Source organism: Corynebacterium sp. HMSC064E10 (assembly GCF_001812505.1).
Lineage (GTDB): Bacteria > Actinomycetota > Actinomycetes > Mycobacteriales > Mycobacteriaceae > Corynebacterium > Corynebacterium amycolatum.
In genome coordinates this window covers 1,131,592-1,156,046 of record NZ_KV809173.1, presented here as the reverse complement: position 1 = coordinate 1,156,046, position 24,455 = coordinate 1,131,592, and the positions used below count along the sequence as shown (strand labels likewise).

Annotated in this window: 16 protein-coding genes; 6 read left to right on the top strand and 10 right to left on the bottom strand. The window is 59.8% G+C overall.

Going from position 1 to position 24,455, the window contains the following annotated elements:
- Window positions 1-24: 24 nt before the first annotated feature.
- Entirely contained in the window at window positions 25-1,368 is a 1,344-nt protein-coding gene (locus tag HMPREF2860_RS06935) for an MFS transporter (RefSeq protein WP_070628697.1), read from the bottom strand.
- Window positions 1,369-2,117: 749 nt separating this feature from the next.
- Between HMPREF2860_RS06935 and HMPREF2860_RS06930 the strand changes: the two genes are divergently transcribed.
- Together HMPREF2860_RS06930 and HMPREF2860_RS06925 are read left to right on the top strand one after the other, a co-directional pair.
- Entirely contained in the window at window positions 2,118-3,407 is a 1,290-nt protein-coding gene (locus tag HMPREF2860_RS06930) for an MFS transporter (RefSeq protein WP_070628696.1), read from the top strand.
- 129 nt (window positions 3,408-3,536) lie between these two features.
- Window positions 3,537-4,502: a GDP-mannose 4,6-dehydratase gene (locus HMPREF2860_RS06925; protein WP_070628800.1), complete on the top strand. Its 966-nt coding sequence runs from the start codon at window positions 3,537-3,539 to the stop codon at window positions 4,500-4,502.
- A 61-nt stretch (window positions 4,503-4,563) separates the two neighbouring features.
- Here HMPREF2860_RS06925 and HMPREF2860_RS06920 read toward each other — a convergent pair whose 3' ends face one another.
- The 7 genes from HMPREF2860_RS06920 to HMPREF2860_RS06890 form a co-directional block, all read right to left on the bottom strand.
- Window positions 4,564-5,559, bottom strand: a complete 996-nt coding sequence (locus HMPREF2860_RS06920) for a DsbA family protein (RefSeq protein ID WP_070628695.1) — start codon at window positions 5,557-5,559, stop codon at window positions 4,564-4,566.
- Between the two features lie 49 nt (window positions 5,560-5,608).
- The gene (locus HMPREF2860_RS06915; protein WP_038627495.1) at window positions 5,609-6,031 is read right to left on the bottom strand and encodes a DUF2304 domain-containing protein; all 423 of its coding nucleotides are present in this window, start codon (window positions 6,029-6,031) and stop codon (window positions 5,609-5,611) included.
- On the bottom strand, window positions 6,028-6,720 hold the full coding sequence (locus HMPREF2860_RS06910; RefSeq protein WP_038629309.1) for a glycosyltransferase family 2 protein: 693 nt from the start codon (window positions 6,718-6,720) through the stop codon (window positions 6,028-6,030). Before HMPREF2860_RS06910 ends, HMPREF2860_RS06915 begins: the two co-directional genes overlap by 4 nt.
- Before the next feature lie 23 nt (window positions 6,721-6,743).
- Window positions 6,744-7,565 (bottom strand): glycosyltransferase, encoded by an 822-nt coding sequence (locus HMPREF2860_RS06905; protein WP_070628694.1) that lies wholly within the window; start codon window positions 7,563-7,565, stop codon window positions 6,744-6,746.
- 81 nt (window positions 7,566-7,646) lie between these two features.
- Window positions 7,647-8,996, bottom strand: a complete 1,350-nt coding sequence (locus tag HMPREF2860_RS06900; protein WP_049180740.1) for a polysaccharide biosynthesis protein — start codon at window positions 8,994-8,996, stop codon at window positions 7,647-7,649.
- Window positions 8,997-9,014: 18 nt separating this feature from the next.
- Entirely contained in the window at window positions 9,015-10,475 is a 1,461-nt protein-coding gene (locus HMPREF2860_RS06895) for a M1 family metallopeptidase (RefSeq protein WP_070628693.1), read from the bottom strand.
- A gap of 10 nt (window positions 10,476-10,485) precedes the next feature.
- Entirely contained in the window at window positions 10,486-12,660 is a 2,175-nt protein-coding gene (locus HMPREF2860_RS06890; RefSeq protein WP_083309520.1) for a prolyl oligopeptidase family serine peptidase, read from the bottom strand.
- 82 nt (window positions 12,661-12,742) lie between these two features.
- On the opposite strand from HMPREF2860_RS06890, the gene lpdA reads away from it, so the two are divergent.
- Complete coding sequence (gene lpdA, locus HMPREF2860_RS06885; RefSeq protein ID WP_038629314.1) at window positions 12,743-14,158, top strand: dihydrolipoyl dehydrogenase; 1,416 nt, start codon at window positions 12,743-12,745, stop codon at window positions 14,156-14,158.
- A gap of 212 nt (window positions 14,159-14,370) precedes the next feature.
- On the opposite strand, the gene ramB is transcribed toward lpdA, so the two are convergent.
- Together ramB and aceA are read right to left on the bottom strand one after the other, a co-directional pair.
- Window positions 14,371-15,795 carry an acetate metabolism transcriptional regulator RamB gene (ramB, locus tag HMPREF2860_RS06880; protein WP_038629316.1) on the bottom strand — a complete coding sequence of 475 codons (1,425 nt, stop codon included), beginning with the start codon at window positions 15,793-15,795 and terminating at the stop codon, window positions 14,371-14,373.
- A gap of 215 nt (window positions 15,796-16,010) precedes the next feature.
- A complete protein-coding gene (gene aceA, locus HMPREF2860_RS06875) occupies window positions 16,011-17,303 on the bottom strand; it encodes an isocitrate lyase (RefSeq protein WP_070628692.1) in 1,293 nt (430 codons plus the stop codon).
- A gap of 1,017 nt (window positions 17,304-18,320) precedes the next feature.
- On the opposite strand from aceA, the gene HMPREF2860_RS06870 reads away from it, so the two are divergent.
- The 3 genes from HMPREF2860_RS06870 to HMPREF2860_RS06860 all read left to right on the top strand — a co-directional run bounded on the left by HMPREF2860_RS06870 (window position 18,321) and on the right by HMPREF2860_RS06860 (window position 24,293).
- Entirely contained in the window at window positions 18,321-20,531 is a 2,211-nt protein-coding gene (locus HMPREF2860_RS06870; protein ID WP_070628691.1) for a malate synthase G, read from the top strand.
- Between the two features lie 357 nt (window positions 20,532-20,888).
- Window positions 20,889-21,662, top strand: coding sequence for an HAD family hydrolase (locus tag HMPREF2860_RS06865; RefSeq protein ID WP_038627507.1), 774 nt, complete (start codon window positions 20,889-20,891; stop codon window positions 21,660-21,662).
- A gap of 15 nt (window positions 21,663-21,677) precedes the next feature.
- The gene (locus tag HMPREF2860_RS06860; protein ID WP_038627509.1) at window positions 21,678-24,293 is read left to right on the top strand and encodes a glycoside hydrolase family 65 protein; all 2,616 of its coding nucleotides are present in this window, start codon (window positions 21,678-21,680) and stop codon (window positions 24,291-24,293) included.
- Window positions 24,294-24,455 lie beyond the last annotated feature (162 nt).

Below are 24,455 nucleotides of genomic sequence, written 5' to 3'. Positions count from 1 at the left end.
GGGCAGATCCCTTAGCTGTGGGAACTAGACGCGCGACTTAACTTCGTCGAGGTTAGTTTCCGGGTGCTCGATCAGGTCTCGGTCTTCGAGACCCTTCGGAAGCAGGAACAGGGCAATCAGTGCCGGGATAGCCATGGCCATCAGGTAGACGGAGATGTAGAACGGGTTGCCGGTGGCATCCATGATCATCTGGGCAATCATCGGAGCGAATGCGCCACCCAGGACCGCGCCGATGGCGTAAGCGATGGAAGCGCCGGAGTAGCGGACCTCAGCCGGGAACATCTCGGAGTACATGGCCGGCTGCGGACCGAAGGTCAGGGCCAGCGGCAGGGTGAGAACTGCGACGGTCATGATGTACAGGAACGGACCCTTATCCAGGAGGTTCCACATGACGGCCTCCCAAATCATAATCACGACGTAGCCGATGATGAAGGTCTTAGCGCGGCCGATGCGGTCGGACCAAGCGCCAGCAATGAACATGAAGATGGTCCAGCAGATACCGGCGACGAGAGTACCGGTCCATGCAACGGTTGCCGGGTAGCCCAGTGTCTTCTGTGCGTAAGCGCCGAAGAATGCAATCACGAGGTAACCGGTAGCCTGCTGGGCAGCGAAGATCAGGGCACCCTGGATGACCTTGCCCCAGTGGTTGCGGAAGAGCTCTGGCAGCGGAGCGGAGCGCTCGGCGGACTCAGCCTGCATAGCCTGGAAGACCGGGGACTCGTCGACGCTGCGGCGAATCATGTAACCAATCAGAACCAGGATGAAGGACAGCAGGAACGGCACACGCCAGCCCCACTCCATGTAGGCTTCCTCGCCGACGATTGCCATAACAACCAGCATGGTGCCGGTAGCCAGGGTCAGACCCAGCGGAACACCGGCCTGCGGGAATGCGCCGTAGAGACCGCGCTTTTCCTTCGGAGCGTACTCCACGGACATCAGGGCTGCGCCGCCCCATTCGCCACCCGCGGAAAGTCCCTGGAAGACTCGGAGCAGAACCAGCAGGATAGGTGCTGCGATGCCGATTGATTCATAGGTCGGCAGCAGGCCGATGCAGAAAGTAGCTGCACCCATGCCGATGAGGGTGAAGACCAGAATCATCTTACGGCCGTAACGGTCACCGATATGGCCGGCGACGATAGCGCCAAGTGGGCGGAAGAGGAAGGAAATACCCAGGGTTGCCCAAGCGAGGACCTGGGCCACCTGTGGATTCGACTGTGCAGCAGGCTCGATGAAGTGCGGAGCAAGCACGATAGCTGCGGCCTGAGCGTAAATCAGGAAGTCATAGAACTCGATGGTCGTACCCACGAGAGTTCCCGTGAGCACCTGACGGCGCTGCTTGGGATCATTCGCGATGATCGAAGTAGTCATAAATAACAAGACTTTCTTTACATACCCGTCCGCACGGCCATCGAGGACCTTGGTGATCTCAGCGGTCGCGCAGAAATCGCCCCAGGTTTTTCTCAGCCAGCGCTTGGGGAAAGGACAGAATGTTTGACGGTGTCGAATTCTTACACAGCCAGACCGGTAGCGACCAGCGTTTGAACTTCAGCGAGCGGTGACAAAAAGTGAACAACGGGGGTAATGGGGGTCGGTGAATGGCGGTAGATTTCCTTTGTTTGTGACCGATTTATTTATACGCATGCCTGAAATAGGCGGATTCGGGGGTGTGCAAAAGGGGGTGTGTTGGGCACTACTTAACGACGAGCTGTTTCTGGCTCAATTTGCGCGACCTAGTGGGCGTCTAGGCGTGAGATTGTCTTAAATAGGGGAAATCTGCGTTTTATAGCTGTTCGACTACCCCCACATTGAACTAATTTGTAATTATATATTCAGAAGTTGTGTGAATGGTGTGGCAAAAGTGGCTCAAGGTACGGAAAAAATAACAGAACAATAACGATGTAGTGTCGAAAAGGACACTGCCCCCGGATGGGGCAGGGAAGCAAGGTCGGCAACATGCCACCCCGAGACGGGGGTGTGAGCCCCAGGTTTCAGGGGCATTTGAGTCGGCGGTGCCACTAAGCGCTGAAGCTATCTCAGCACATCCTTTGTGGTTAGCCCAGGGCTCAAATCTCCACCATTGTGCACAAGGCGCTGGGGGCCGTCGTAAAGTAAACGGCATGTCTTCTCACGCAGGATCTAACGGCAATGAAAATGAGGTACCTTACGGTAGCTCCAAAGCCAATAAGGGCACGCCAATGTGGTTGCTCGCCGCAATTGCAGTTTTCGGTGTCGCGTGGGGTGGCAATGAATTCACGCCACTGATGGTGATGTACCGCGAAAACGCCGACCTGGCGCCAGTGTTCATTGACCTTCTATTGCTGGTCTACGCCCTCGGCATCGCACCGGCGCTGCTGATTTCTGGCCCGATCTCGGACCGTATCGGCCGCAAGCCGGTGATGCTCGCCGCGCCGGTTCTCTCGATCCTGGGGTCGACCCTTATCGCGCTAGGCGAGACCACCGCCCCGCTCATCCTCACTGGTCGCTTCATCTCGGGCTTGGCAGTCGGCATTGTCATGGCCGTGGGCGGCTCGTGGGTAAAGGAGCTTTCCGATCCGCGCTTTGACCCCAAGGCCACCTCCACCTCGGGCGCGAAACGTCAGTCCATGGCCCTGACCCTGGGCTTTGGTCTGGGTGCAGGTATTGCCGGCACGCTGGCGCAGTTCGCACCGCTGCCGGGGAAGTTGGCTTATATCATCCATATCCTGATTTCTATCCCGACAATCTTCGGTCTTTTGGCTGTGCCGGAGACCCGCCAGTCGCCGCATCTGGGCGGCAGCAACGCTCCGCGAGAGACGGTCTGGGAGTCCCTACGCACCCCATCGGTAACTAACCGTCGCTTCCTGCTGGTCGCCGCGATGGGAGCGCCGTGGGTCTTCGGTGCAGCCGGTGTCGCCTACGCAATCATTCCGTCGCTGCTGCAAGAGCATGTTTCCCAGCCGGTGTTCTACTCCGCAATGGTCACACTGTTTGCGCTGCTCTGTGGTTTTGGTATTCAGCAGATTGGCCCACGCTTTGTGACCGAGTACAACGCCCGCGGTTCGCTAATCGCAATCGGCATTGTCGTTATCGGTATGGGAATGGCCGCATGGATGTCCACCAACCCCACTGCAGTGACGGCATTTATTGCAGCGCTGGTGTTGGGCACCGGTTACGGCCTGTCCATGTTTACCGGCCTCAACGAGGTACAGCGCATCGCCGGCCCACGCGATATGGCCGGGCTGACCGGTATCTTCTACTGCCTGACTTACATCGGCTTCGCGTTCCCGGCAATTCTGACCAAGCTATCCGAGTCCATCTCCTGGATGACCTACCCGGTCATGCTCGGTGGCGGTATGGTCATCGCTATCCTGATGGGCGCGGTTATTTTCTTCAATTCCACTGTCAATCTGCCACAGCGCGGTGAGTAATCTCCCGTTCCTCGGAAAGCTAATCAACCCCGTCAATGTGAGGTTGGCACATGTATAAGCGGTTTTCCTTACCGAGCGCCTATAGTTTTTCCTATGGAGAAGCACAAGAACGAATCACCGGCCACCGAGATGACAGTATCGTCGGCAAGCGAGAAACCACGCGCGCTGGTGACGGGCGGTGCGGGATTTATCGGTTCGACGCTGGTTGACCGGCTACTGGCTGAAGGGTACGCGGTCACTGCGCTGGACGATCTCTCCCACGGAAAGCTGGAAAACCTTCAGCAGGCATCGCTTAACGACGACTTTGAGTTCATAACCGCCGATGTGCTGGAGGTGGACTGGGACGAGCTGCTCGGGCAAAACCGCCCGGAGGTTATTTTCCACCTCGCAGCGCAGATTGATGTGCGGATTTCCGTGGCCGACCCGGTGCGGGATGCGACGCTGAACATCATTGGCACAATCAAACTTGCAGATGCGGCCCGAAAGCACGGTGTCCGCAAGGTTGTATTTACATCTTCGGGCGGTTCCATCTACGGCACGCCGGAAGAGCTTCCGGTGTCGGAAAGCGTGCCGGTCAATCCGATGAGCCCCTATGCCGCTTCTAAAGCGACGGGCGAGCTGTACTTGAATATGTTCCGCAATCTTTACGGGCTCGAATGCTCGCACATCGCGCCGGCGAATGTGTACGGTCCGCGGCAGGATCCGCACGGCGAGGCCGGTGTGGTGGCTATTTTCGCTCAGCGACTGCTAGCGGGAGAGCCAACCAAGGTATTCGGTGACGGAGGAAATACCCGCGACTATGTCTATGTCGACGATGTGGTGGATGCTTTCTACCGCGCATCCGGCGAGGTCGGTGGTGGAATGCGCTTTAATATTGGCACCGGTGTAGAAACCTCGGATCGGCAGCTGCACTCGTTGGTGGCGCAGGCTGCGCATGCCGAGGATAATCCGGAGTTTGCGCCACCGCGCACTGGCGATGTGGCGCGGTCGGCGTTAGACCCCACGCGGGCGCGTGAGGTACTCGGCTGGGAACCAGCTATGAGTATTCAGGAGGGTGTTGCCCGTACCGTGGAGTACTTCCGGAATCAGGGCTAGCGCAGCTTGCGCGGGCGGCTTCGTGCAGCTGCGCGGGTAAACCAGCCACAAGCCAGCTAGCCTACTTTCCAGCCTCCTCCATGCGCTTGGCGTGGATGAGAGCCAGTTCGATATTGTCCTCGAACACGTCGAGAGGCTGCGCGCCTGAGACGAACTGAGTTCCAACGAGGAAGCCCGGAGTACCGGAAATGCCCAGCATGGAACCGAACTGAGTGGCATTCTTGACTGCCTCGGTCCACTTGCCGTCCTTAAGCTCCTTTTCAAAGCGCTTCATGTCTGGAACACCAGCCTCACGAGCGGTGGAAATCAGTTCCTTTTCAGTGAACTCCGGGTGGCCCTGGCCCTTCTCGCCGGCCTTCTTAAACAGCGCACGGGAGAATTCCCAGAACTTGCCCTGAGCTGCCGCGGCACGGCCGGCCTCAGCGTCCTTGATGGCCTTCTCGCCATTGATGGCCATGTCGTTCCACTCCAGGCGGACCAGTCCCTCATTGACGTACTTTTCCACGAGGGCAGGCTCGGTTTCGTTTGTGAACTTCGCGCAGAACGGGCATTCGAAGTCCGAGTAGATCGAGATTACGACCGGCGCATCCACTGCACCGAGAGCAAAAGGATCATTTTCATTGCGGCGGTGGACATTGTCCATATCCTCCGGGGACTTTAGCTGCGCTCCCGCCTTTGGGCCGTAGATGCTGGCGTCGAAAGAGCCATTCGGGCCAGGTACAGGCGCAATTTCCCCCTTGCCTGGTGCAACGCCCGCCATGTTGACGGTGCTCACGCCGTTGAAGCTAGCCGAACGCGAGCCAGCGAAGAAGCCCGCTGCGCCGACAACGATCAATGCTACGACAGCTAGCGCCCATGCGGCGTTCGGAATCGAGTACCACGACTTGGTTTTTCCATCACTGTCGGCAGACCAGGACTCCAAGTCCTGCTCAGTGGGTACCGGCTGAGAAGCCTGCTGGGGTTCCTGCTGTGTCCCCTGCGGCGCTGCGTCTGCCGAGGGCTGCTGCGAATCGCTGCTGTTGTCAGCGGCGATGTTGTCCTTATTTTCTTCGCTCATGGCTTCTATGGAACCACAGCCTCAGATTCACATGCGCTTAGCGTGCCGATTAGTCGGACGGAGCGTTGTTCTCGACGTTTGTCGCGCTGTCTTTTTGGCTGCTGTTCTGGCTGCCCGAAATCACAATTTCTTCTTCCGGACGCACAGCGGTCTTCAAGGCCACTGCACGAGCCAGTCGTGCGTAGCGCAGCTCCTGTTCGCGGAAGCGGATGTAGGACGACACCGTGGTAAACACGAACGCCAACACCAGTACGTAGAGCAGCAAATCGGTGCCTCGGTTCACACCAATCCAGTTGGCCACCACGGTCAGATCGTCGGGACGCACGATTGCCCACAGGCACGCGATGACGAAAACGACGAATCCCAGTTTCACGCCCGCCTTGGCGCGCGCTTTACGACGGTTAGCGACGAAGTAAGCCACCAGGCCCACCATCGCCAGCAGCAAAATAATTTGAACGATGGATGCGGTCATGGCAGCCTCTTCGAGATCAGGGAGTCGGCAAGGATATTGACACCGTTGAACAAGGATTGCCCTTTGGACATGGAGTATTCCGTGTAGAGGATATCCACCGGCTGCTCAGCGGTACGCCAGCCTCTGCTGTCCATGACCTCGACAAATTCGGAGGCATGGCTCATGCCGTTCATGCGCAGGTTCAGTTGCTCTGCCACCGTGCGGTTGAAGGCGCGCAGGCCGTTATGAGCATCGGTAAGCCCGAGTCGGCGCGTGCGTGGTGACAACATGACTACCGTCTTGAGGACAATTCGCTTAATCAGCGGCACCTGGTCATCCTCGGCGCGAGGGCGGCCGAAACGGGTTCCCACAATGATGTCGATTGGTTCGGTGCGCAGTCGCTGCACCATAGCGACGACGTCCTTGACCTGGTGCTGGCCATCGGCGTCGAAGGTGACAAAGTACTTCGATCCAGCCTGCGCGCGAGCGTATTCCACGCCGGTCTGGATAGCGGCACCTTGACCCAAATTGACAGGGTGGTTGACCAGGTGAGCGCCGGCCCTGTGGATCTCCAGGCTGGAGTTATCCGAAGAGCCGTCGTTGACCGCGACAATGTTGGGGAAGGTCTCGCGAGCGTGCTCGAGAACCTCACGAATAACCTGGCCCTCGTTGTAGCACGGCACAATCAGCCAGGTGTCCGAGAAATCCATGTTGTCAGTCATCGCTCCGAAGCCTACCGCACAAACAATCGTCGATATGCGCGTGACATGAGCTGAGTTGGCAAAAGTCGGAAAAGTGTCCGCACCGCCAAGTTAAACACCGCCCGCGGCCGGGAAATCAGTCCCTCAGCTACCAGCGTGCGCTGGAGCTGGCGTTCACCGCGGATGATGCCGCGCGAGGTCCGCCGCTCGAACATGCCGTCGGCGCGGAAGTACACCAGCGGCTCGGGCAGATTCTCAAACTTCGCGCCGGCGGCCATGAGGCGCACCCAGAGGTCATAGTCTTCCATCAGACGGATGTCGCGATACCCGCCGACCTCACGCACCTTCGCCGTGCGCAGCATCGAGGAGGGGTTATTTACAGGCGAATTGATCTTGATATAACGCGCAATTTCGGCGTGCGTCTGCGGCAGAGTCCGCACGCGCACCACATTGTTCGGCGTGCCCTCGAACTCCGCCATTGCACTGCCCAATACATCCAACTCCGGGTCAGCGGTCAGCGCGTCCCACTGCTTTTCAAATCGGTCCGCACGCGCAATATCGTCCGCATCCAGCCGCGCCACCCATGGTGTTTCCACCAGCTGAAGACCCGCCTGCGAAGCCACTCCCGAGCCACCATTTTCCGCACACCGCAGCACTGTCATCTCCGAATGCGCCTGCTCATGCTTGACGACGACCCGGTCGAGTTCCTGTCCAATGGGGCCATCGATGACCACGATGACGTGCGCGGCCGGACGCGTCTGGCCCCACAGCGACTGCAACGCAGTATCAAGCTGGTTGGGGGCGACGCGGTGGTAAACGGTCATGAGAACCGTGAGGTTAGTGATGGTGGACATGTGAGTCTCGAGCCTCGGGTTTTACAGGGGGATTTGGACGGTTTTTTTTGGGGGGGGGGACGGTATTGGACGCGGATGGTGCTATTCCACCGCAAAAGCTTCCGACACAGCTGACCTGGCAGCACGCGGGGAAAGCTTGCGCAGCGCAAGCAGATGAATGACAACACCTACCGCAGAGCCTACGGCGATAGCCGCGACCGTGCGTACCGACAGGTGCACAGGGAGGAAAAGAATGGCAACGGCAATCGTGGTCGCTGCCAACCAACCGAACAGATACATGTGATGCTTCTCCACGGCCAAGGTGACCGAGCCGGTGACCATCAACATGGCGGTCAAAGTCGCACCGAGCGTCAGCGCTGCGAGGACCGGCCCGGACACGTGATAGCTCTCGTCCAGGATCAGAGTCATAATCCACGGCCCGATGAGCCATGCCAGGCCGGCCCCGAAGGCGCCGAAAGCAGCCAGCGCTCCCAGCGGCTTGGCCAACGCTGCCAGCACGCCCTCGGAGCGATGCCGGACAAAGCTCACAATGATGGCGTTTTGGAACTTCTCCAGGGGCATGAGCAGCGGAGCGCGGGTTAGCGTTACGGCGTAGGCGATCCCCGCAATGGTCACCGCTGCGGTGAAGTTGTCGGCATGGGGTGGGGTGAGCGACTCGGCTATCCCGGCACCAGTGGTGACCGCTTCGCCGGCGATCTTGACGATTGTCGGAAAACCTGTAACCAGCACAGCAGATGCGCCGGATGCGCCCATGGCCGTGACCATAAGAGTGATGAAGCGGCGTACCGGGACGTCGGCACGCGCGAACATGACAGAACGGGTTGCTGAGGAAAACACTGCGAGAATAAGCCAACTGACAGTGCCGAACACCGTGATAATCAACCAGGCCAGCAGGCCCCAGCCGAAGTACCAGGCGATGAGTGCCAGCGCCACGCGCACGAGAATGTCGATCATGATTAGCGCAGCGTAAGGGCCCCACAGTTGGCGGCCGCTGAGCAGACCCGAGGTGGTTGCCTGCATGGAGTACAGCGCCAGACCAAAAGCCATAAGCAGAATTGCAGTGCCGGCGTCATCCTGCACGACTAGTGGGGCCCACAGCGGACCCGTCACTGCCATGGTGATGAAAGTAACTGCGGCGACGCCCAGGGAAACTGTGATGGGACGAGCGCCGAGAGTTTGACCCGCTTCCGAGGCTTCCCGCTCCCGCCCCTGATCGTGCTCTCGCTCCCGTGATTCCGCAGCACCGATTGCGCGCGTCGTCTCCTGCATCAGCCCGCCGAGAACACCCGTGAGCGCGAAGAACAGTCCCCAAAACGCCACGAACTGCAGATTTACTGCATTGGGAAGTGCGCGGGCCGAGATAATCAGCACCGCGAAGCTACCTATCGCTGCGACAATCGTGGCCAGCGACAACCATTTGAAACCGGACATTGACGTGCCTCTAGCTCTCTAGTCCTTGGCTTTCGAGTAGCCGAGCTTTGCAAACTGAGCAGCCAGCTTCTCGTCCACGATTGGAGCACCATTATCGTCGATGCCCTGGTCAGCAGGGGAGCGCGTCGGGTCAGCGGGGAAGTTTGGCAAGGAGCTGCGTGACAGCCAGGAATCAAAGATGACATCCAGGTGCGAGGTGGTGATGCCACGCTCACGGCACACGCGGTTGGCCAGTGCGCGGAAGTCAACGGCGTCGACCACACTGTGGCGGTTAGTGGTGGTCCACTTGCGCACCAGGTCGAAGAACACCTCGTCGCCTAGCAGCAGGCGCAGAGCGTGCACAGTCAGCGCGCCGCGCTTATACAGACGGTCGTCGAACATCAGCTTTGGCCCTGGGTTGGCGATGACGATGTCCTGGTCCTCCTCAAGCAGATCCAAGTAGTGCTTGCGGGCGTGCACATCCGCGCTAGCACCGCCGCTGACCTCGGACCACACCCACTCGGAGTAGCAGGCAAAGCCCTCGTTGAGCCAGATATCGCGCCACTGCGAAATGCCAACGCTGTTGCCGAACCACTGGTGCGACAACTCGTGGGCAATCAGTCGATTCCACGTGTCCTTGCCGTCGGCATGGTTCGCGCCGAAGATGGACAGCCCCTGTGCCTCAATGGGAATCTCCAGGTCATCCTCGCAAATGACCACCTGGTAAGCGCGGAAGGGGTAAGGGCCAAAGAGCTTGGCGAACTCATCGAGCATGCGCCCCTGATCGCGGAAGTCATGGCGAGCATTGGCCACCAGCTCAGAAGGCACCCAGGCCACCACAGTCGAGGTCTGGCACGGCAGCTCGACCTTCTTAAACTGGCCGACATTGATGGTGGCCAGGTAGGAGGCCATGGGCTCCTCGGTGACAAACCGCCAGCGGCGGCGCGATCCGCCCACGTTCACCGGAGCGTCGGCAAGCCCTGGTGCGACGACCTCGTAGGGAGCGTCGGTGACCATCGTGAACTCGTAGAATGCCTTGACCTCGGGATCGTCATCGCAGGGGTACCACGACGCCGCGCCCACCGGCTGCGATGCCACGAGCGCACCGTTTTCCAATTCCTCCCAGCCAATTTCGCCCCACTTCGAGCGCACCGGACGTGGCGTGCCCGAGTAAGTGACAATCAGCCGCAGCGTCTCGTCGGGAGCCAACTCGCGGTCAAAGGTGGCGCGCAGCTTACGACCCGAATGGCGCCAGCGCTTCACATCGATTGAGTGTGCCTGCGAATCGGAAATCGCATCCACCGAATCGACCCCCAGCGCATCCGCAAAGTCGAGCGTGATGTGCGAGGTCCAGGCGTTGATCTCGATATGCAGAGTCGCCGTCGCCTTCAGACGATTCGGCCCGACCCGATAGTCGAGGTCCAGCTCGTATTTGTTCACCCGGAAACCCAGGTTGAACGCGATACCGGTATATGGATTAGTGAAATCAGCGCTACTCACGGCTGTTACCTTACTTGAGCTTGTTCCACAGCCACGTAGATATGAGTGCCTCGACGAACGCGACCTGCGAATTATCCGCTGCGCCCGCGTGCCCGCCCTCTGTGTTTTCGTGATAGTCCACCGGCTGTCCCGCCTCTTCCAGCAGCCACGCCAGGCTCCGCGCATGCGCCGGGTGGACACGGTCGTCCCTGGTGGAAGTCGTAATCAACGCCGGTGGGTAGGCGCGCTGCTCTCGCTTGACGACACGCTGGACCGGCGAATACTGCGCAATCGCAGCCCGCTCGGTGGGGTCGTCCGGGTTTCCATACTCGGCCATCCACGAGGCTCCCGCGGACAGCCTGTGATAGCGCATCATGTCCGCCAGCGGCACCTGGGACACCACTGCGCCCACCAACTCCGGGTAGGAAGTGAGACAGACAGCGGTCAGCAGCCCGCCGTTGGAGCCGCCACGTACGCCCAGCTGCTCGCGCGTGCAGTAGCCGCGTTCAACCAGGTCGCGCAGCACGGCCTGATGATCCTCATAGACCCTCATCCGCTCAGTCTTGACCACCGAGGAGTGCCAGGTCGGGCCGAATTCGCCACCGCCACGCAGGTTGGCCTCCACGAAGTAACCGCCGCGCTCGAGCCAGGTCAGGCCACGGATCGCCGAGTACTGCGGGACCAGCGAGACCTCGAAACCGCCGTAGGCGTGCACGAGGGTTGGGGCTGGGTTCGGAGTGGGTGCGTCTGTGGTTGTCTCCGCGCCTGTGCCATCACCTGTACCAGCGCCCGCCTCCGCGCCGAAGCGGCCGGTGATGCGATACGGAATGCGCGTGCCATCGGCCGAGGCCGCCCAGTGCTGGCGTGTCTCCATCCCCTCACTGTCGAAGAGCGCCGGAGCACGCCGCACTTCCGTGAGCGGGCTGCCGACTTGCCCGTACCAGAGGGTTGCCGGCTGCGTTGCCGAGGTCGACACCAACCAGATCTCATCATCGCGTTCAGAGGCCGTATCAATCACGCTCACAGTGGCCTGTGCAGGTAACTCGCCGAAGGCCTCCACCGGCTCCCATGAGCCCTCCCGCAAGACAACCACCTTCGTCGCGACATCCTCCAACAGCGTCAGCACCAGGAAGTTCTTCGTCCACGCGAGCTGCTGGAACGACGTGTGCGCATCCGGGGTGAAAATCACCTCCACCTCACGCGAGCCCGCCAGCCACTTTTCTAGCTCCACAACAGCCACGCCACCAGCCGGAATGCCGTTGAAGTCCGTGCGCGGCATCAGCACCAGCCACTGCCTATGGACACTCGTCCGGCAGTCCTGTGGCACCTCCAGAATCTGCAGCGAAAAGTCCCCATTCTGCTGCGCCGCCAACTTGCCCGAGCGCTCCGCTGCCACGAACCGCTGCGAATTATAAAAATCATGCGCACGCTCGACAAACAGCCGCTCGAAACCCTCCGTCGCGTCGAACCAGCCGCCCACGGCCACATCATCACTGTGGCCCGAGAAAATCACATCCGCGCTTGACGACGGCGTGCCGCGCCGCCACCTGCGTACCTGCCGAGGGTAGCCCGAATCCGTCAGTGACCCCGGACCAAAATCACTGCCAACGAGAATCTCGTCACGGCCCAACCAACAGACATCGGACTTCGCCTCCGGGAGGTAGAACGGCTCATCCTCGACAAAAGTGCAGTTGACGAGGTTAAACTCCCGCACCACGGTGGCATCGGCGCCGCCGCGAGAGAGCAGAATTAACGCGCGGTCATACTCCGGATAACGGCACACCGTGCCCTTCCAGACCCAGTTTTCTCCTTCGGCTTTCGCCAGCTCATCGAGGTCAATCAGCACTTCCCACTCGGTCGCCTGCGGATCTTCCTGGCCAGCCAGATAGCTCTGCAACGAGGTGCGCCGCCACAGACCCCGCGGATGCTCGGCATCCCGCCAGAAGTTATAGAGGTACTCGCCGCGCCGCACCGGGTATGCGATCCGGGCATCGGTGTTGAGCGCAGTCAGGATGCGCTGTTCCAAGTTGGTGCGGTCGCTGGTGTCGTCGGCAAGCGAATCGACGCCTGCGACGGTGGCCTCCGACTGCGCGCGAGCCCACGCCAGCGCCTGGGAGCCGTCGATATCGTCCAGCCAATCGGGGACAAGGTCAGTGGAGACGAAGGAGGAATTGTTGCCCAAGTCGGTGTCCGTGTCGGTGCCCATGCCCACCACCGTAGCCGACCGCAGTAGGTAAAACCGGGACTCGCGCGTGAAGTAAAGACAAGTCGTGCGTAGACTTGTGCACGTGGCTGAACATTTTGATCTTGTAGTACTCGGCGGCGGTCCTGGCGGATACGTCGCAGCAATCCGTGCATCCCAGCTGGGTCTGAAGACCGCTGTGGTGGAGAAGCAATACTGGGGCGGTGTCTGCCTCAACGTTGGCTGTATCCCATCCAAGTCTCTGTTGAAGAACGCCGAGGTGGCGCACATTTTCAACCATGAGGCTAAGACCTTCGGTATCTCCGGCGATGTCTCCTTTGACTTCGGTGCCGCACACGCGCGTTCGCGCAAGGTGTCCGCGGGCATTGTCAAGGGTGTTCATTTCCTGATGAAGAAGAACAAGATCACCGAAATCAACGGTTTCGGTGAATTCACTGGCCCGACCTCCATGGCCATCACTGATGGCGATGACGAAGGCAAGGAAATTACTTTCGATAAGGCGATTATTGCGACCGGCTCTGTCGTCCGTTCCCTGCCGGGCGTTGAGGTCGGCGGCAACATCGTTTCCTACGAAGAGCAGATTCTCTCCGACGAGCTGCCGGACTCCATGGTTATCGTCGGCGCTGGCGCCATCGGTATGGAGTTCGCATACGTCTTGGCCAACTACGGCGTGGATGTCACCATCGTCGAGTTCATGGACAACGTTCTACCGAACGAGGACGCAGACGTCTCCAAGGTTATTGCCAAGGAATACAAGAAGCTGGGCGTCAAGCTCATGACTGGACACAAGACCACCTCCATCGTGGACAATGGTGACTCGGTTGAGGTCAAGGTCGAGGCCAAGGATGGCGGCGACGAGCAGACTCTGACCGTCGACCGCGTTATGGTCTCCATCGGCTTCGCACCGCGCACCGAGGGTATCGGCCTGGACAAGGCTGGTGTTGAGTTGGGCGAGCGCGGCGAGATTGTCATCGACGAGTACATGCGCACCAACGTCGATAACATCTACGCCATCGGTGACGTCACCATGAAGCTGCAGCTGGCACATGTCGCTGAGGCACAGGGCGTTATTGCAGCTGAGCACATGGCGGGTCACGAGACCGAGACAATCCCGGACTACAACATGATGCCGCGCGCAACCTTCTGTAACCCACAGGTTGGTTCCTTCGGTAAGACCGAGGCACAGGCCAAGAAGTGGGCAGAGGAGAACGGTCGCGAGATTAAGGTCTCCACCTTCCCGTTCTCTGCCAACGGTAAGGCGCAGGGTCTGGCGGAGCCGGTTGGTTTCGTGAAGCTCATTGCAGATGCCGAATACGGCGAGCTGCTGGGTGGCCACATGGTGGGCGCCAACGTTTCCGAGCTCATGCCGCAGCTGGTTCTGGCGGAGAAGTACGAGCTGACCACTGAGGAAATCGGCCGCGCCGTTCACATTCACCCGACCATGTCCGAGGCCATGAAGGAAGCAGCCGAGGGCGTTATGGGCAAGATGATTAACCTGTAAGAGGTTGTGGCTTTGGCCTAGGGCCAGTTTTCGCTGGTCCCGGCTCAGGTAGATACGAGTTAGTTCTTAAGTTTATGACAGTTTGACCGTGAAAATCGGTGCGAAAGTGTCATAAACTTAAGCACTTTCTTTTTGGGGTCTTCTTCTTTGAGGCATCCTGCGCAAACCAAGCCCCCGCAAACAGGCCGACCCTGCGCCCGTCGTAAAGCGAATTAGTACGGTGAGACGGTGGAGCGGTGCATGTTGATGTCGATATCCCGATGAATCGGCGGGAACGCGCGCTGCGGACATGCCTCGCGGGAGCAGACCCTGCAGCCGGCACCGATCGGAGTGGCGGCGTCGAGGTCCGCGAGATCGAGACCATCGGCGTACACGGTGCGCTCAGCGTGACGGGCCTCGCAGCCCAAACCGATGGCAAAAACCTTACCTGGCTTGCCGAAACGTGCCGCGTGATGTTCCACGGTCCGCGAGATCCACATGTAGGGCCGACCATCCGGCATGAGCGCGACCTGCCGCATGACTTTGCCGGGATAGGAGAAGGTCTCGTAGACGTTCCACAGTGGGCAGGTACCGCCCGAATGCGTGAAGTGGAAGCCCGTGGCGGATTGGCGTTTGGACATGTTGCCCGCGCGGTCGACGCGCACGAATGTCCACGGGATACCGCGCAGGCTGGGACGTTGCATCGTGGACAGTCGGTGGCAGATGGTCTCGTAGCCCACGCCGTAAGTGCGCGACAACAGCTCGATGTCGTAGCGTTTCGACTCAGCCATCGCATGGAACGACTCATACGGCAGAATCAGCGCCGCCGCGTAGTACGTCGCGACTCCGCGCTGCGCCAGCTTCCGCGACTCCTCCGACATGAAATGCCCGGACGCGACAGCCTCGGAAATGGTCTCGCCCTGCTCCAAAAACCCCAGCTCCGTGGCCATGCGGAAGGCCCGCTGCCCCGGCGAGAGGTGCCGCGCGAGGTAGAGCGTCTTCGTCCGCCGATCAAGGCTGTGCTGCACATCGCCTAACGACGATTCCAGCGCAATCCGAATCCCATGGTCGTTGGACAGCCTGTCGGCCAGCACAGAGACCACATCGGTGGTCTCGTCGGTGATGCGCAGCTCGCGAGCCAGCTCCTCGGCGGCGGTGTCGACCGAAGCGATGTAGTTCTGGCGGGCATAGAAGTAGTCGCGGACTTCCTCGTGTGGCATGGTCAGCGCCTGTGAGCCGGAGGCGGTGTCGGTGCTGTTGCCGAAGTTGCGCTCTTCGGTGGCCAGGGAGAGTTTGTCGGTGACGTTGCGGTAGCGGCGGTGGATGTCCACCATGATGCGGGCGATGTCGGGGTGGTCGCGGACCATTTCCGAGATTTCCTGCAGGTCCATGGGGGACTTGGCGATCTCTTTGTCCATCACCACATCTTGGACCTCAGCGAGGAGGCGGGAGTCGTCATCGCGGGAGAAGAAAGTCGCGTCAACGCCGAATGTGTCCGTGATACGAAGCAGAACAGGAACGGTCAGTGGGCGGACGTCGTGCTCGATCTGGTTGACGTAACTAGCCGAGAGGCCCAACGCCTGTGCGAGCGCGGCCTGGCTGAGGTCGCGCTCGCGGCGGAGCTGGCGGAGGCGGGATCCGACATAGGTTTTCGACATACTGCCCAGCATATCGCGGGCTTTGCTGAATTTGTGTAGAAAACCGTTGCAAGCTTTGCTTGCGTGTGTAGGCGCTCAGGTTCTCTGGCACGCTTCACGACGGCCCGGAGTCGACACGTCGATGAACGCACAAAAAACACCCAGCGAAAGCTGCAGGTGCAGCCCTCGCTGGGTGTTGAAGCTAGGTCTTAGACCTAAGCCCTAAGCCGGGTGACTTAGAACTGGCCCTCCTCGGTGGAGCCCTTCAGGGCGGTGGTGGAGGAGTTCGGGTCGACGGTGGTGGCGATGCGGTCGAAGTAGCCAGCGCCAACCTCGCGCTGGTGCTTGACAGCGGTGAAACCGCGCTTCTCGGCAGCCTCGAACTCGCGGTTCTGCAGGTCGACGAATGCGGACATCTGCTCGCGAGCGTAGCCGTAAGCCAGGTCGAACATGCCGTAGTTCAGGGCGTGGAAGCCAGCCAGGGTGATGAACTGGAACTTGAAGCCCATCTTGCCCAGCTCGTTCTGGAACTTGGCAATCTCGTCCTTCTCGAGGTGAGCGGACCAGTTGAAGGACGGGGAGCAGTTGTAAGCCAGGAGCTGGTCCGGGTACTCAGCCTTGACGCCCTCAGCGAACTTCTTAGCCAGCTCGAGGTCCGGAGTACCGGTCTCCATCCAAATCATGTCAGCGTACGGAGCGTAGGACTTCGCACGATCGATGCACGGCTCCAGGCCGTTCTGGACGTGGTAGAAGCCCTCGGAGGTGCGGTCGCCGGTGATGAACTTCTGGTCGCGCTCATCAACATCGGAGGTGATGAGGGTGGCGGCCTCAGCGTCGGTGCGGGCGATGATGACGGTCGGGGTGTTGGAGACGTCAGCAGCCAGGCGAGCAGAGGTCAGGGTACGGATGTGCTGCTGGGTCGGGATCAGGACCTTGCCGCCCAGGTGGCCACACTTCTTCTCGGAAGCGAGCTGGTCCTCCCAGTGGGTACCAGCGGCACCAGCGTTGATCATGGCCTTCTGCAGCTCGTAGACGTTCAGAGCGCCACCGAAGCCAGCCTCACCGTCAGCGACGATCGGCAGCAGCCAGTTGTCGACGGAGTCGTCGCCCTCGATGCGAGCAATCTCGTCTGCACGGAGCAGAGCGTTGTTGATGCGGCGAACGACGTTCGGCACGGAGTTAGCCGGGTACAGGGACTGGTCCGGGTAGGTGTGGCCGGAGAGGTTAGCGTCACCAGCAACCTGCCAACCGGAGAGGTAGACAGCCTTCAGGCCAGCGCGAGCCTGCTGAACGGCCATGTTGCCGGTCAGTGCACCCAGAGCGTTGATGTAGGAGTCGTCCTTAACGTTGACGCCTTCCCACAGGAGCTCGGCGCCACGGCGAGCGAGGGTGTTCTCCTCGACGACGGTGCCCTGGAGCTCAGCAACCTGCTCAGCGGTGTAGTCGCGGGTGATACCTTCCCAGCGCGGGTTCTCGTCCCAATCCTTCTGGATTTCGGCGGCGGTACGTGCCTTACCAACGTTAGACATAAACGGAGTCACTTCCTTTTGCTTGCTTTTCGAACTCCGGGTGCTGACTTAAGAACAATTCCGACAGAACCGATCTACATGCTGACCCGATAGTGACCGCGGTGTCACGTGAATGCAGGGGGTGCTAGCAAAATGCCGTACCCCTGCACACAAACACGCGAACAAAAACAATGTCCGCTTCCGCGTGCCATGTCTCACATTTTGGGGCATAGCGCTAAGTTCGTCAAGCAACTCTGGATGTGAATTCAAGTATGTAACCCGGATAACACCTGTGAAGTTTGCAAACATTGCAATGTGTAGCTTGGCTTTAGCTATTTTCGCCTGTGACCGGGCGGTACATTCGTACTGTTATTTTCCTGTGATGGCCCCGTTAATAATGTTCCCCCCACTTTGGGGTGATTTATATTTTGGTAATTATCAAAGCTGGTCGTTAACAGTGTTTGGGGTTTAGGGGGTGATTCGCTACCCCCGAAATCGCGGCCGTAAAGGTAGAAACGGGCTTCTAAATACACTGCCGTTACACCGTCAATACCCCGCCGGAGCGTTCGTGGATGGTGGCCAGAGCTTCGGTTGCCATCTCGCTTTTATGGTCTGGTTTGAAGGTGGAGGCTGCCGCGACACGATTGGTTGGTGGCCGTTGATGTGCAGGTCGCAATAGTAAATGCCTGTGAGGCGCGACACTTTCCCATTGCGTGTGTTGTTTCGTGGCTGGAGGAAAGAGTGCGAGGGATGCTGCGGTCAAGGCGGGTGGGGAGAGCTGGTTGTGGAGTCGGGATTGAATGCCCGAATGGTCATCGGGGAGGGGTAGGGCCTGTTCGCGGGGTGCTCGTCGTAAAGCGAATGAAATAGCAAATGTGAGCGGCGCTATACCGGGCTGGCGGTTGGGGGTTATGAAAAAAGACGGTCCATAAGTGCGCCGAATCACATACAGTAGGGGAACAACGCATCCAGTGCGTGAGCCGCTGACGTGGCTGTGGCTGGATGGGCAAATTGCAATCAATAGTTTTGAGGAGAGCAATGGCACAGCGTATTTCGGCAGGTGGAATGCAGGTCGCGAAGGTTCTTTACGACTTTGTTAATGACACCGCACTCCCCGCCGCCGGCATTGAGGACAAGGACGCGTTCTGGAACGGCTTCGGTGACATTGTCGCTAAGTACACTCCGCGCAACCGCGAGTTGCTGGCCAAGCGCGATGAGCTGCAGGAAAAGCTCGACGCTTGGTACAAGGAACACCCGGGCAAGCAGAACCAGGATGAGTACGTCGCATTCCTGAAGGAAATTGGCTACCTCGTTGACAACCCGGGTGACTTCCAGGTCACCACCGAGGGCGTCGACACCGAGATTACTTCCACCGCTGGTCCGCAGCTGGTTGTGCCGGTCCTCAACGCCCGTTTCGCCATCAACGCTGCGAACGCACGCTGGGGCTCGCTTTACGACGCGCTGTACGGTACCAACGCTATTGCTGAAGATGGCGGTGCGGAGAAGGACACCCCGGGCTACAACAAGGTCCGTGGTGACCGTGTTATCGCATGGGGCCGTGACTTCCTGGACAAGGCTCTGCCGCTGGTCGACGGTTCCCATGCGGACGTCACCTCTTATGACATTGTCGACGGTCACCTGCAGGCAACCCTGGAAGGTGGCGCTACCTCCGGTCTGCGCGAGCCGGAGACCCTGGTCGGCTACACCGGCGACAAGGACGCACCGGAGTCCATTTACTTCAAGCACAACGGTCTGCACATTCAGCTGCTGATTGACCCGGAGTCCCCGGTCGGCAAGACCGACAAGGCTGGTGTCAAGGACATCATCCTGGAAGCCGCTGTCACCAACATCATGGACCTCGAGGACTCTGTCGCCGCAGTCGACGCTGCCGACAAGACCCTGGGTTACACCAACTGGCTGGGCCTGAACGTCGGTGACCTCGCAGTAGAGTTCACCCGTGGTGGCAAGAAGCTGTCCCGTACCATCAACGACGACCGCACCTACACCGCTCTTGACGGTTCCGAGGTCACCCTGCACGGTCGTTCCCTGAACCTGGTCCGTAACGTCGGCCACCTGATGCAGAACCCAGCCATCCTCGACCGCGATGGCGAGGAGATTTTCGAGGGCATCATGGATGCCGTCATCAGCGCTGCTTGTGCAATCCCGGGCCTGGACCAGGACAACGCACGTAAGAACTCCCGTACCGGCTCCATCTACATCGTGAAGCCGAAGCAGCACGGCCCGGACGAGGCTGCGTTCACCAACGAGTTGTTCGCAGACGTTGAGAAGCTGCTGGGTCTGCCGCACAACACCCTGAAGGTCGGCCTGATGGACGAGGAGCGTCGTACCTCCGTCAACCTGGACGCCGCCATCAAGGCTGTTTCCGAGCGTGTCGTTTTCATTAACACCGGCTTCATGGACCGCACTGGTGATGAGATCCACACCTCCATCCAGGCTGGTCCGATGTTCCGCAAGGCTGTTCAGAAGACCGCTCCGTGGATGCTGGCTTACGAGGACAACAACGTCGACTCCGGTCTGGCACACGGCCTGCAGGGCAAGGCTCAGATCGGTAAGGGCATGTGGGCTATGACCGAGCAGATGGCCGAGCTGCTGGAGCAGAAGATTGGTCAGCCGAAGCAGGGTGCTTCCACCGCGTGGGTTCCGTCCCCGACCGGTGGTGTGCTGCACGCTACCCACTACCACGAGGTTGACGTCTTCGGCGTTCAGGACAAGCTGCTTACCGACGGTCGCCGCGACACCTTCGGTGATCTGCTCACCATCCCGGTAGCGGCAGCTAAGGCTGGCGAGCCGGGCGCTGACTGGTCCGATGAGGACAAGGCTAACGAGCTGGACAACAACTGCCAGTCCATCCTGGGCTACGTTATCCGCTGGGTTGAGCAGGGCGTTGGCTGCTCCAAGGTGCCGGACATCAACGATGTTGACCTGATGGAGGACCGCGCTACCCTGCGTATTTCCTCCCAGACTCTGGCTAACTGGCTGCTGCACGGTGTTGTCACCGAGGAGCAGATTATCGATTCGCTTCAGCGTATGGCCGAGGTTGTTGACCGCCAGAACGAGGGCGATGAGGCGTACCTGCCGATGGCCCCGGACTTCGACAAGTCCATTGGTTTCCAGGCTGCCAAGGAGCTCATCCTCGACGGTGTCAACCAGCCGTCCGGTTACACCGAGCCGATCCTGCACCGCCGTCGCCTGGAGTTCAAGAAGCGCGAGGGCATCGACCAGGATTAATTCTGGGTCAGGCTAGGGTTAGCAGGCGACTGCCGAGCCGAACTAACTAAATAACCACCAAACTGCCGGTGTGTATGTGTTGTTGGCTGATTTCTAAAGCCAATTCCGTATATACCCGGCAGTTTGTTTTGCTGTGGTGGCTGCGCGTGCTTAGAGGGCGTGCGTTGGAACTACCCGAGTTGGAAGCACCCGCGGTGTGTGCACTGAGAGCCCCAACCGTTGCCAGTGTGTGGCACCTGCGCGCTCAGAATTTGAGATACCCGGGTTCACAAGCGGGCTAGGGGCAACGTTGCTAGCGTTGATTGAGAAGTTAATTGCGAATATGCAGTCTGCAACGTCCAAGGAGCTGCGACCCCCATGACTAATTCCACGACCGACAGTGCTACCAACCTTGCCAAGGCCAAAGAATTCCTCCATAGCGCGGGCGCAATCCTCTTTGACCTCGACGGAGTGATTACCCCTACCGCCGATGTGCACGAGCAGGCGTGGGCGGACATGTTTAGCGACTACTTTGAGCACAAGGGCGTCTCGGCCTACACAGAGGAGGACTATTTCACCTACCTCGATGGTCGCCGCCGCGATGAGGGCATCGCAGCAATCCTGGAATCTCGCGGCATCTCGCTGCCACACGGTAGCGATGAGGACACAGCGAAAGACGAGACGATTGTGGGGCTCGGGAAGCGCAAGAACGATGACTTCCTGGCGCGAGTCGAGAAAGGAATCGAGGCCTACCCGGGGTCGGTAGCGCTGCTCGACGAGTTACAGGGCGCGGGGGACTCGTCGGCAAGCGAAAAACCGCAGTTGGCGGTGGTCAGCTCGTCGAAGAACGCGGTGCCGGTGCTGACGGCCGCTGGGCTGCGTGAGCGGTTCGTGGAGATTGTTGACGGCGTGGTGGCGCACGAGAACAACCTGCCGGGTAAGCCAGCCGCCGATACTTTCGTGTACGCGGCGGAGAATCTGGGGGTGGCACCGCGCGATGCTGTGGTGGTTGAGGATGCCATCAGCGGTGTGCAAGCGGGTGCAGCCGGCGCATTTGGTCTGGTCATTGGTGTTGACCGCGGTGCTGGCGCAGAAGCGCTGCGCCGAGCGGGTGCCGACATTGTGGTCAGTGACTTGGCGGAACTCGTCTAGGCTGGCTCGTGACAAATGGCTGAGAGAAAACCGGAAGGCATCATGGCCAACGATTCGACCACGGCAGCAGTCGACGAGACCGAGCGTGTGATTCCGCAGGGGCAGGGTCACGACGCGGAGACCGCCGAGGCTGAAAAACAGGAGGAGACGGTGTCCCCAGTTCGTCGTAAGCAGCGTCGCAACTTCCCGGCGGGTCGTGCGGATAAGCACCACCACCTGGTGAATGCCGAGGGACTCATGGACCGAGACATCACTCCGGTCGATGAGTGGCGTCTGATTGAGACGAAGCCGAACGGCCTCCCGCTCGGTTTGGGCGAGACGCTGTTTGCGCTGTCGAACGGGTACATCGGCATGCGTGGCAATCCGCCGGAGGGTCGTGACTCCAGTGAACACGGCACTTATATCAACGGTCTGCATGAGACATGGCCGATTAGGCACGCCGAGGACGCCTACGGTCTAGCCCGCCAGGGGCAGACGATTGTCAACGCTCCGGACGCCAAGGCAATGCGTCTCTACATTGACGATGAGCCCCTGCGTCTCGGCAATGCTGAGGTCAGCGACTACGAACGTAGCCTGGATTTCCGTGAGGGGGTGCTGCGTCGTCGGTTCATTTGGCGCACCCCGGGTGGCAAGCACGTTCGCGTCACCTCTGAGCGCATGGTGTCTTTCCAGGAAAAGCATGTCGCCGCGATGAGTCTGGAAGTCGAGCTGCTGGATGCGGATGCTGCGGTGATGATCAACTCGCAGATCCTCAACCGCCAGGACGGCGAGGACGAGTACCACGATGCCGCCAAGGCGCAGGGCACCGAACTGGATCCCCGTCGCGCCGAGGCGCTGGAAGACCGCGTGCTCATTCCAGCATTTCAGTCGGAATCGGCGCACGGGCAGCGCTCGACGCTGGGCTACCGCTGCGCAAACTCCGGTATGACCGTGGCCACTTCCATGGACCACACCTTTACTGTCCGCACTCCCGACGGCACGGAGCCGTTCGTAGAGGTTTCGCAGTCGACCGAGCCGGATGTGGCCAGCTCCCTGTTCAACCTGGATGCGCCGGTCGGCACTGTCATCCGCCTGGAGAAGCTGGTCGCGTACCACTCATCCCGCAAGGTGCGTGCCGAAGAGCTGGCATTCCGCTGTGAGCGCACCCTGAACCGCGTCGGACGCATCGGCATGCTGAGGCTGATGGAGAACCAGGAGGAGTGGCTCGAACGCTTCTGGGAGCGCTCTGACGTGGTTATTTACAATCAGCCGGAGATTCAGCAGGCAGTGCGCTGGAACATTTGGCAGATTATCCAGGCCGCCGCCCGCGCCGAATTCCAAGGTGTGCCGGCCAAGGGAATGACCGGCACCGGCTACGGAGGCCACTACTTCTGGGACACGGAAATCTACGTGACCCCATTCCTTACTTATACGTCGCCGCAATTCTCACGCAATGCCATGCGCTTCCGCTGGGACATGCTCGAAGCCGCGTGGGCGCGTGCCGATGAACTGGCGCACGACGGTGCCCTCTTCCCGTGGCGCACTATCAATGGTCAGGAGTCCTCAGCCTACTTTGAGGCCGGCACGGCGCAGTACCACATCGATGCGGACATCGTGTACGCAATGATGAAGTACGTCTATGCCTCCGGCGATGAGGAGTTCCTGCTCAAGGAGGGCACGGACTTGCTGCTCGGTACAGCCAGATTTTGGATGTCGCTGGGATTCTTCGATGCCGAGCATCGCGAATTCCAGATTCACAGCGTCACCGGCCCAGATGAGTACAACACGGTGGTGAACAACAACCTGTACACCAACGTGATGGCGCAGTATAACCTGCGGGTTGCGGCGGACGTCGTCAAGCAGATGAAGCGCGATCGCCCCGCCGCCTACCGCGAACTGACCAACCGCTTCGATCTCACCGAGCGAGAGGTTGAAGAGTGGGAGCAGGCCGCTGAGGCGATGTACATCCCGTTCGATGAGAAGCTCGGCATTCACCCTCAGGATGACCAGTTCCTGCTGCGCAAACGCTGGAATCTCGACGACCCCGAGGTTGGCCCGCTGCGCCCGCTGCTGCTGCATTACCACCCGCTGACGATTTACCGTCACCAAGTCATTAAGCAGGCGGACGTCGTCCTTGCGCTTTTCCTCATGGGAAATCGCTTTACGACGGAACAAAAGCGCGCAGACTACATGTATTACGATCCGCTCACCACTGGTGATTCCTCGCTGTCCGCTGTTGTGCAGTCCATTGTTGCGGCCGAGTTGGGCTTGCAGGAGCAGGCAATGGACTTCTTCCTACGCGGACTCTATGTGGACCTGGCGAACCTGCATGGCAACGCTGCCGATGGCGTCCACGTCGCATCTGCCGGTGGAGTATGGCAGTCCCTGGTCTATGGCTTCGGTGGTTTCCGTGACCACGATGGCCGCTACAGTATCGATCCGCGTCTGCCTGAAGACTGGAGTGGTCTGACGTACCGAGTCACTATTCATGGTTGTCGTATCCGGGTGACGGTGCGTGGCCGCACGGTGGAAGTCGCCCTGGAGGAGGGCGACCACCAGGTTGGACCGATTATGGTCGCGAGCCATGAGGTGATCATTGGTCCGGAGCCGTTGACCGTGGTGATGGCGAACTCGGATCAGAGCGAGGATTAGTCGGACGGCTTCGGCTGTACACGGTGCCAATGGGGGGGGGATTGCCTGTTGGGGGTGGCTGTTTGGGTTCTTTGGGGAATTCGGCAGGGGTAAAAATAAAGAATTTCGCAACATAATTATTGAGTATTAAAACCGTCCACCTGAGAAAAGTGGGCGGTTTTT

Excerpts from the sequence above, each read along its gene's own strand:
- HMPREF2860_RS06935 (WP_070628697.1), bottom strand. The coding sequence starts at position 1,368 with ATGACTACTTCGATCATCGCGAATGATCCCAAGCAGCGCCGTCAGGTG.
- HMPREF2860_RS06930 (WP_070628696.1), top strand. The coding sequence starts at position 2,118 with ATGTCTTCTCACGCAGGATCTAACGGCAATGAAAATGAGGTACCTTAC.
- HMPREF2860_RS06925 (WP_070628800.1), top strand. The coding sequence starts at position 3,537 with ATGACAGTATCGTCGGCAAGCGAGAAACCACGCGCGCTGGTGACGGGC.
- HMPREF2860_RS06920 (WP_070628695.1), bottom strand. The coding sequence starts at position 5,559 with ATGAGCGAAGAAAATAAGGACAACATCGCCGCTGACAACAGCAGCGAT.
- HMPREF2860_RS06915 (WP_038627495.1), bottom strand. The coding sequence starts at position 6,031 with ATGACCGCATCCATCGTTCAAATTATTTTGCTGCTGGCGATGGTGGGC.
- HMPREF2860_RS06910 (WP_038629309.1), bottom strand. The coding sequence starts at position 6,720 with ATGGATTTCTCGGACACCTGGCTGATTGTGCCGTGCTACAACGAGGGC.
- HMPREF2860_RS06905 (WP_070628694.1), bottom strand. The coding sequence starts at position 7,565 with ATGTCCACCATCACTAACCTCACGGTTCTCATGACCGTTTACCACCGC.
- HMPREF2860_RS06900 (WP_049180740.1), bottom strand. The coding sequence starts at position 8,996 with ATGTCCGGTTTCAAATGGTTGTCGCTGGCCACGATTGTCGCAGCGATA.
- HMPREF2860_RS06890 (WP_083309520.1), bottom strand. The coding sequence starts at position 12,660 with ATGGGCACCGACACGGACACCGACTTGGGCAACAATTCCTCCTTCGTC.
- ramB (WP_038629316.1), bottom strand. The coding sequence starts at position 15,795 with ATGTCGAAAACCTATGTCGGATCCCGCCTCCGCCAGCTCCGCCGCGAG.
- aceA (WP_070628692.1), bottom strand. The coding sequence starts at position 17,303 with ATGTCTAACGTTGGTAAGGCACGTACCGCCGCCGAAATCCAGAAGGAT.
- HMPREF2860_RS06870 (WP_070628691.1), top strand. The coding sequence starts at position 18,321 with ATGGCACAGCGTATTTCGGCAGGTGGAATGCAGGTCGCGAAGGTTCTT.
- HMPREF2860_RS06865 (WP_038627507.1), top strand. The coding sequence starts at position 20,889 with ATGACTAATTCCACGACCGACAGTGCTACCAACCTTGCCAAGGCCAAA.
- HMPREF2860_RS06860 (WP_038627509.1), top strand. The coding sequence starts at position 21,678 with ATGGCTGAGAGAAAACCGGAAGGCATCATGGCCAACGATTCGACCACG.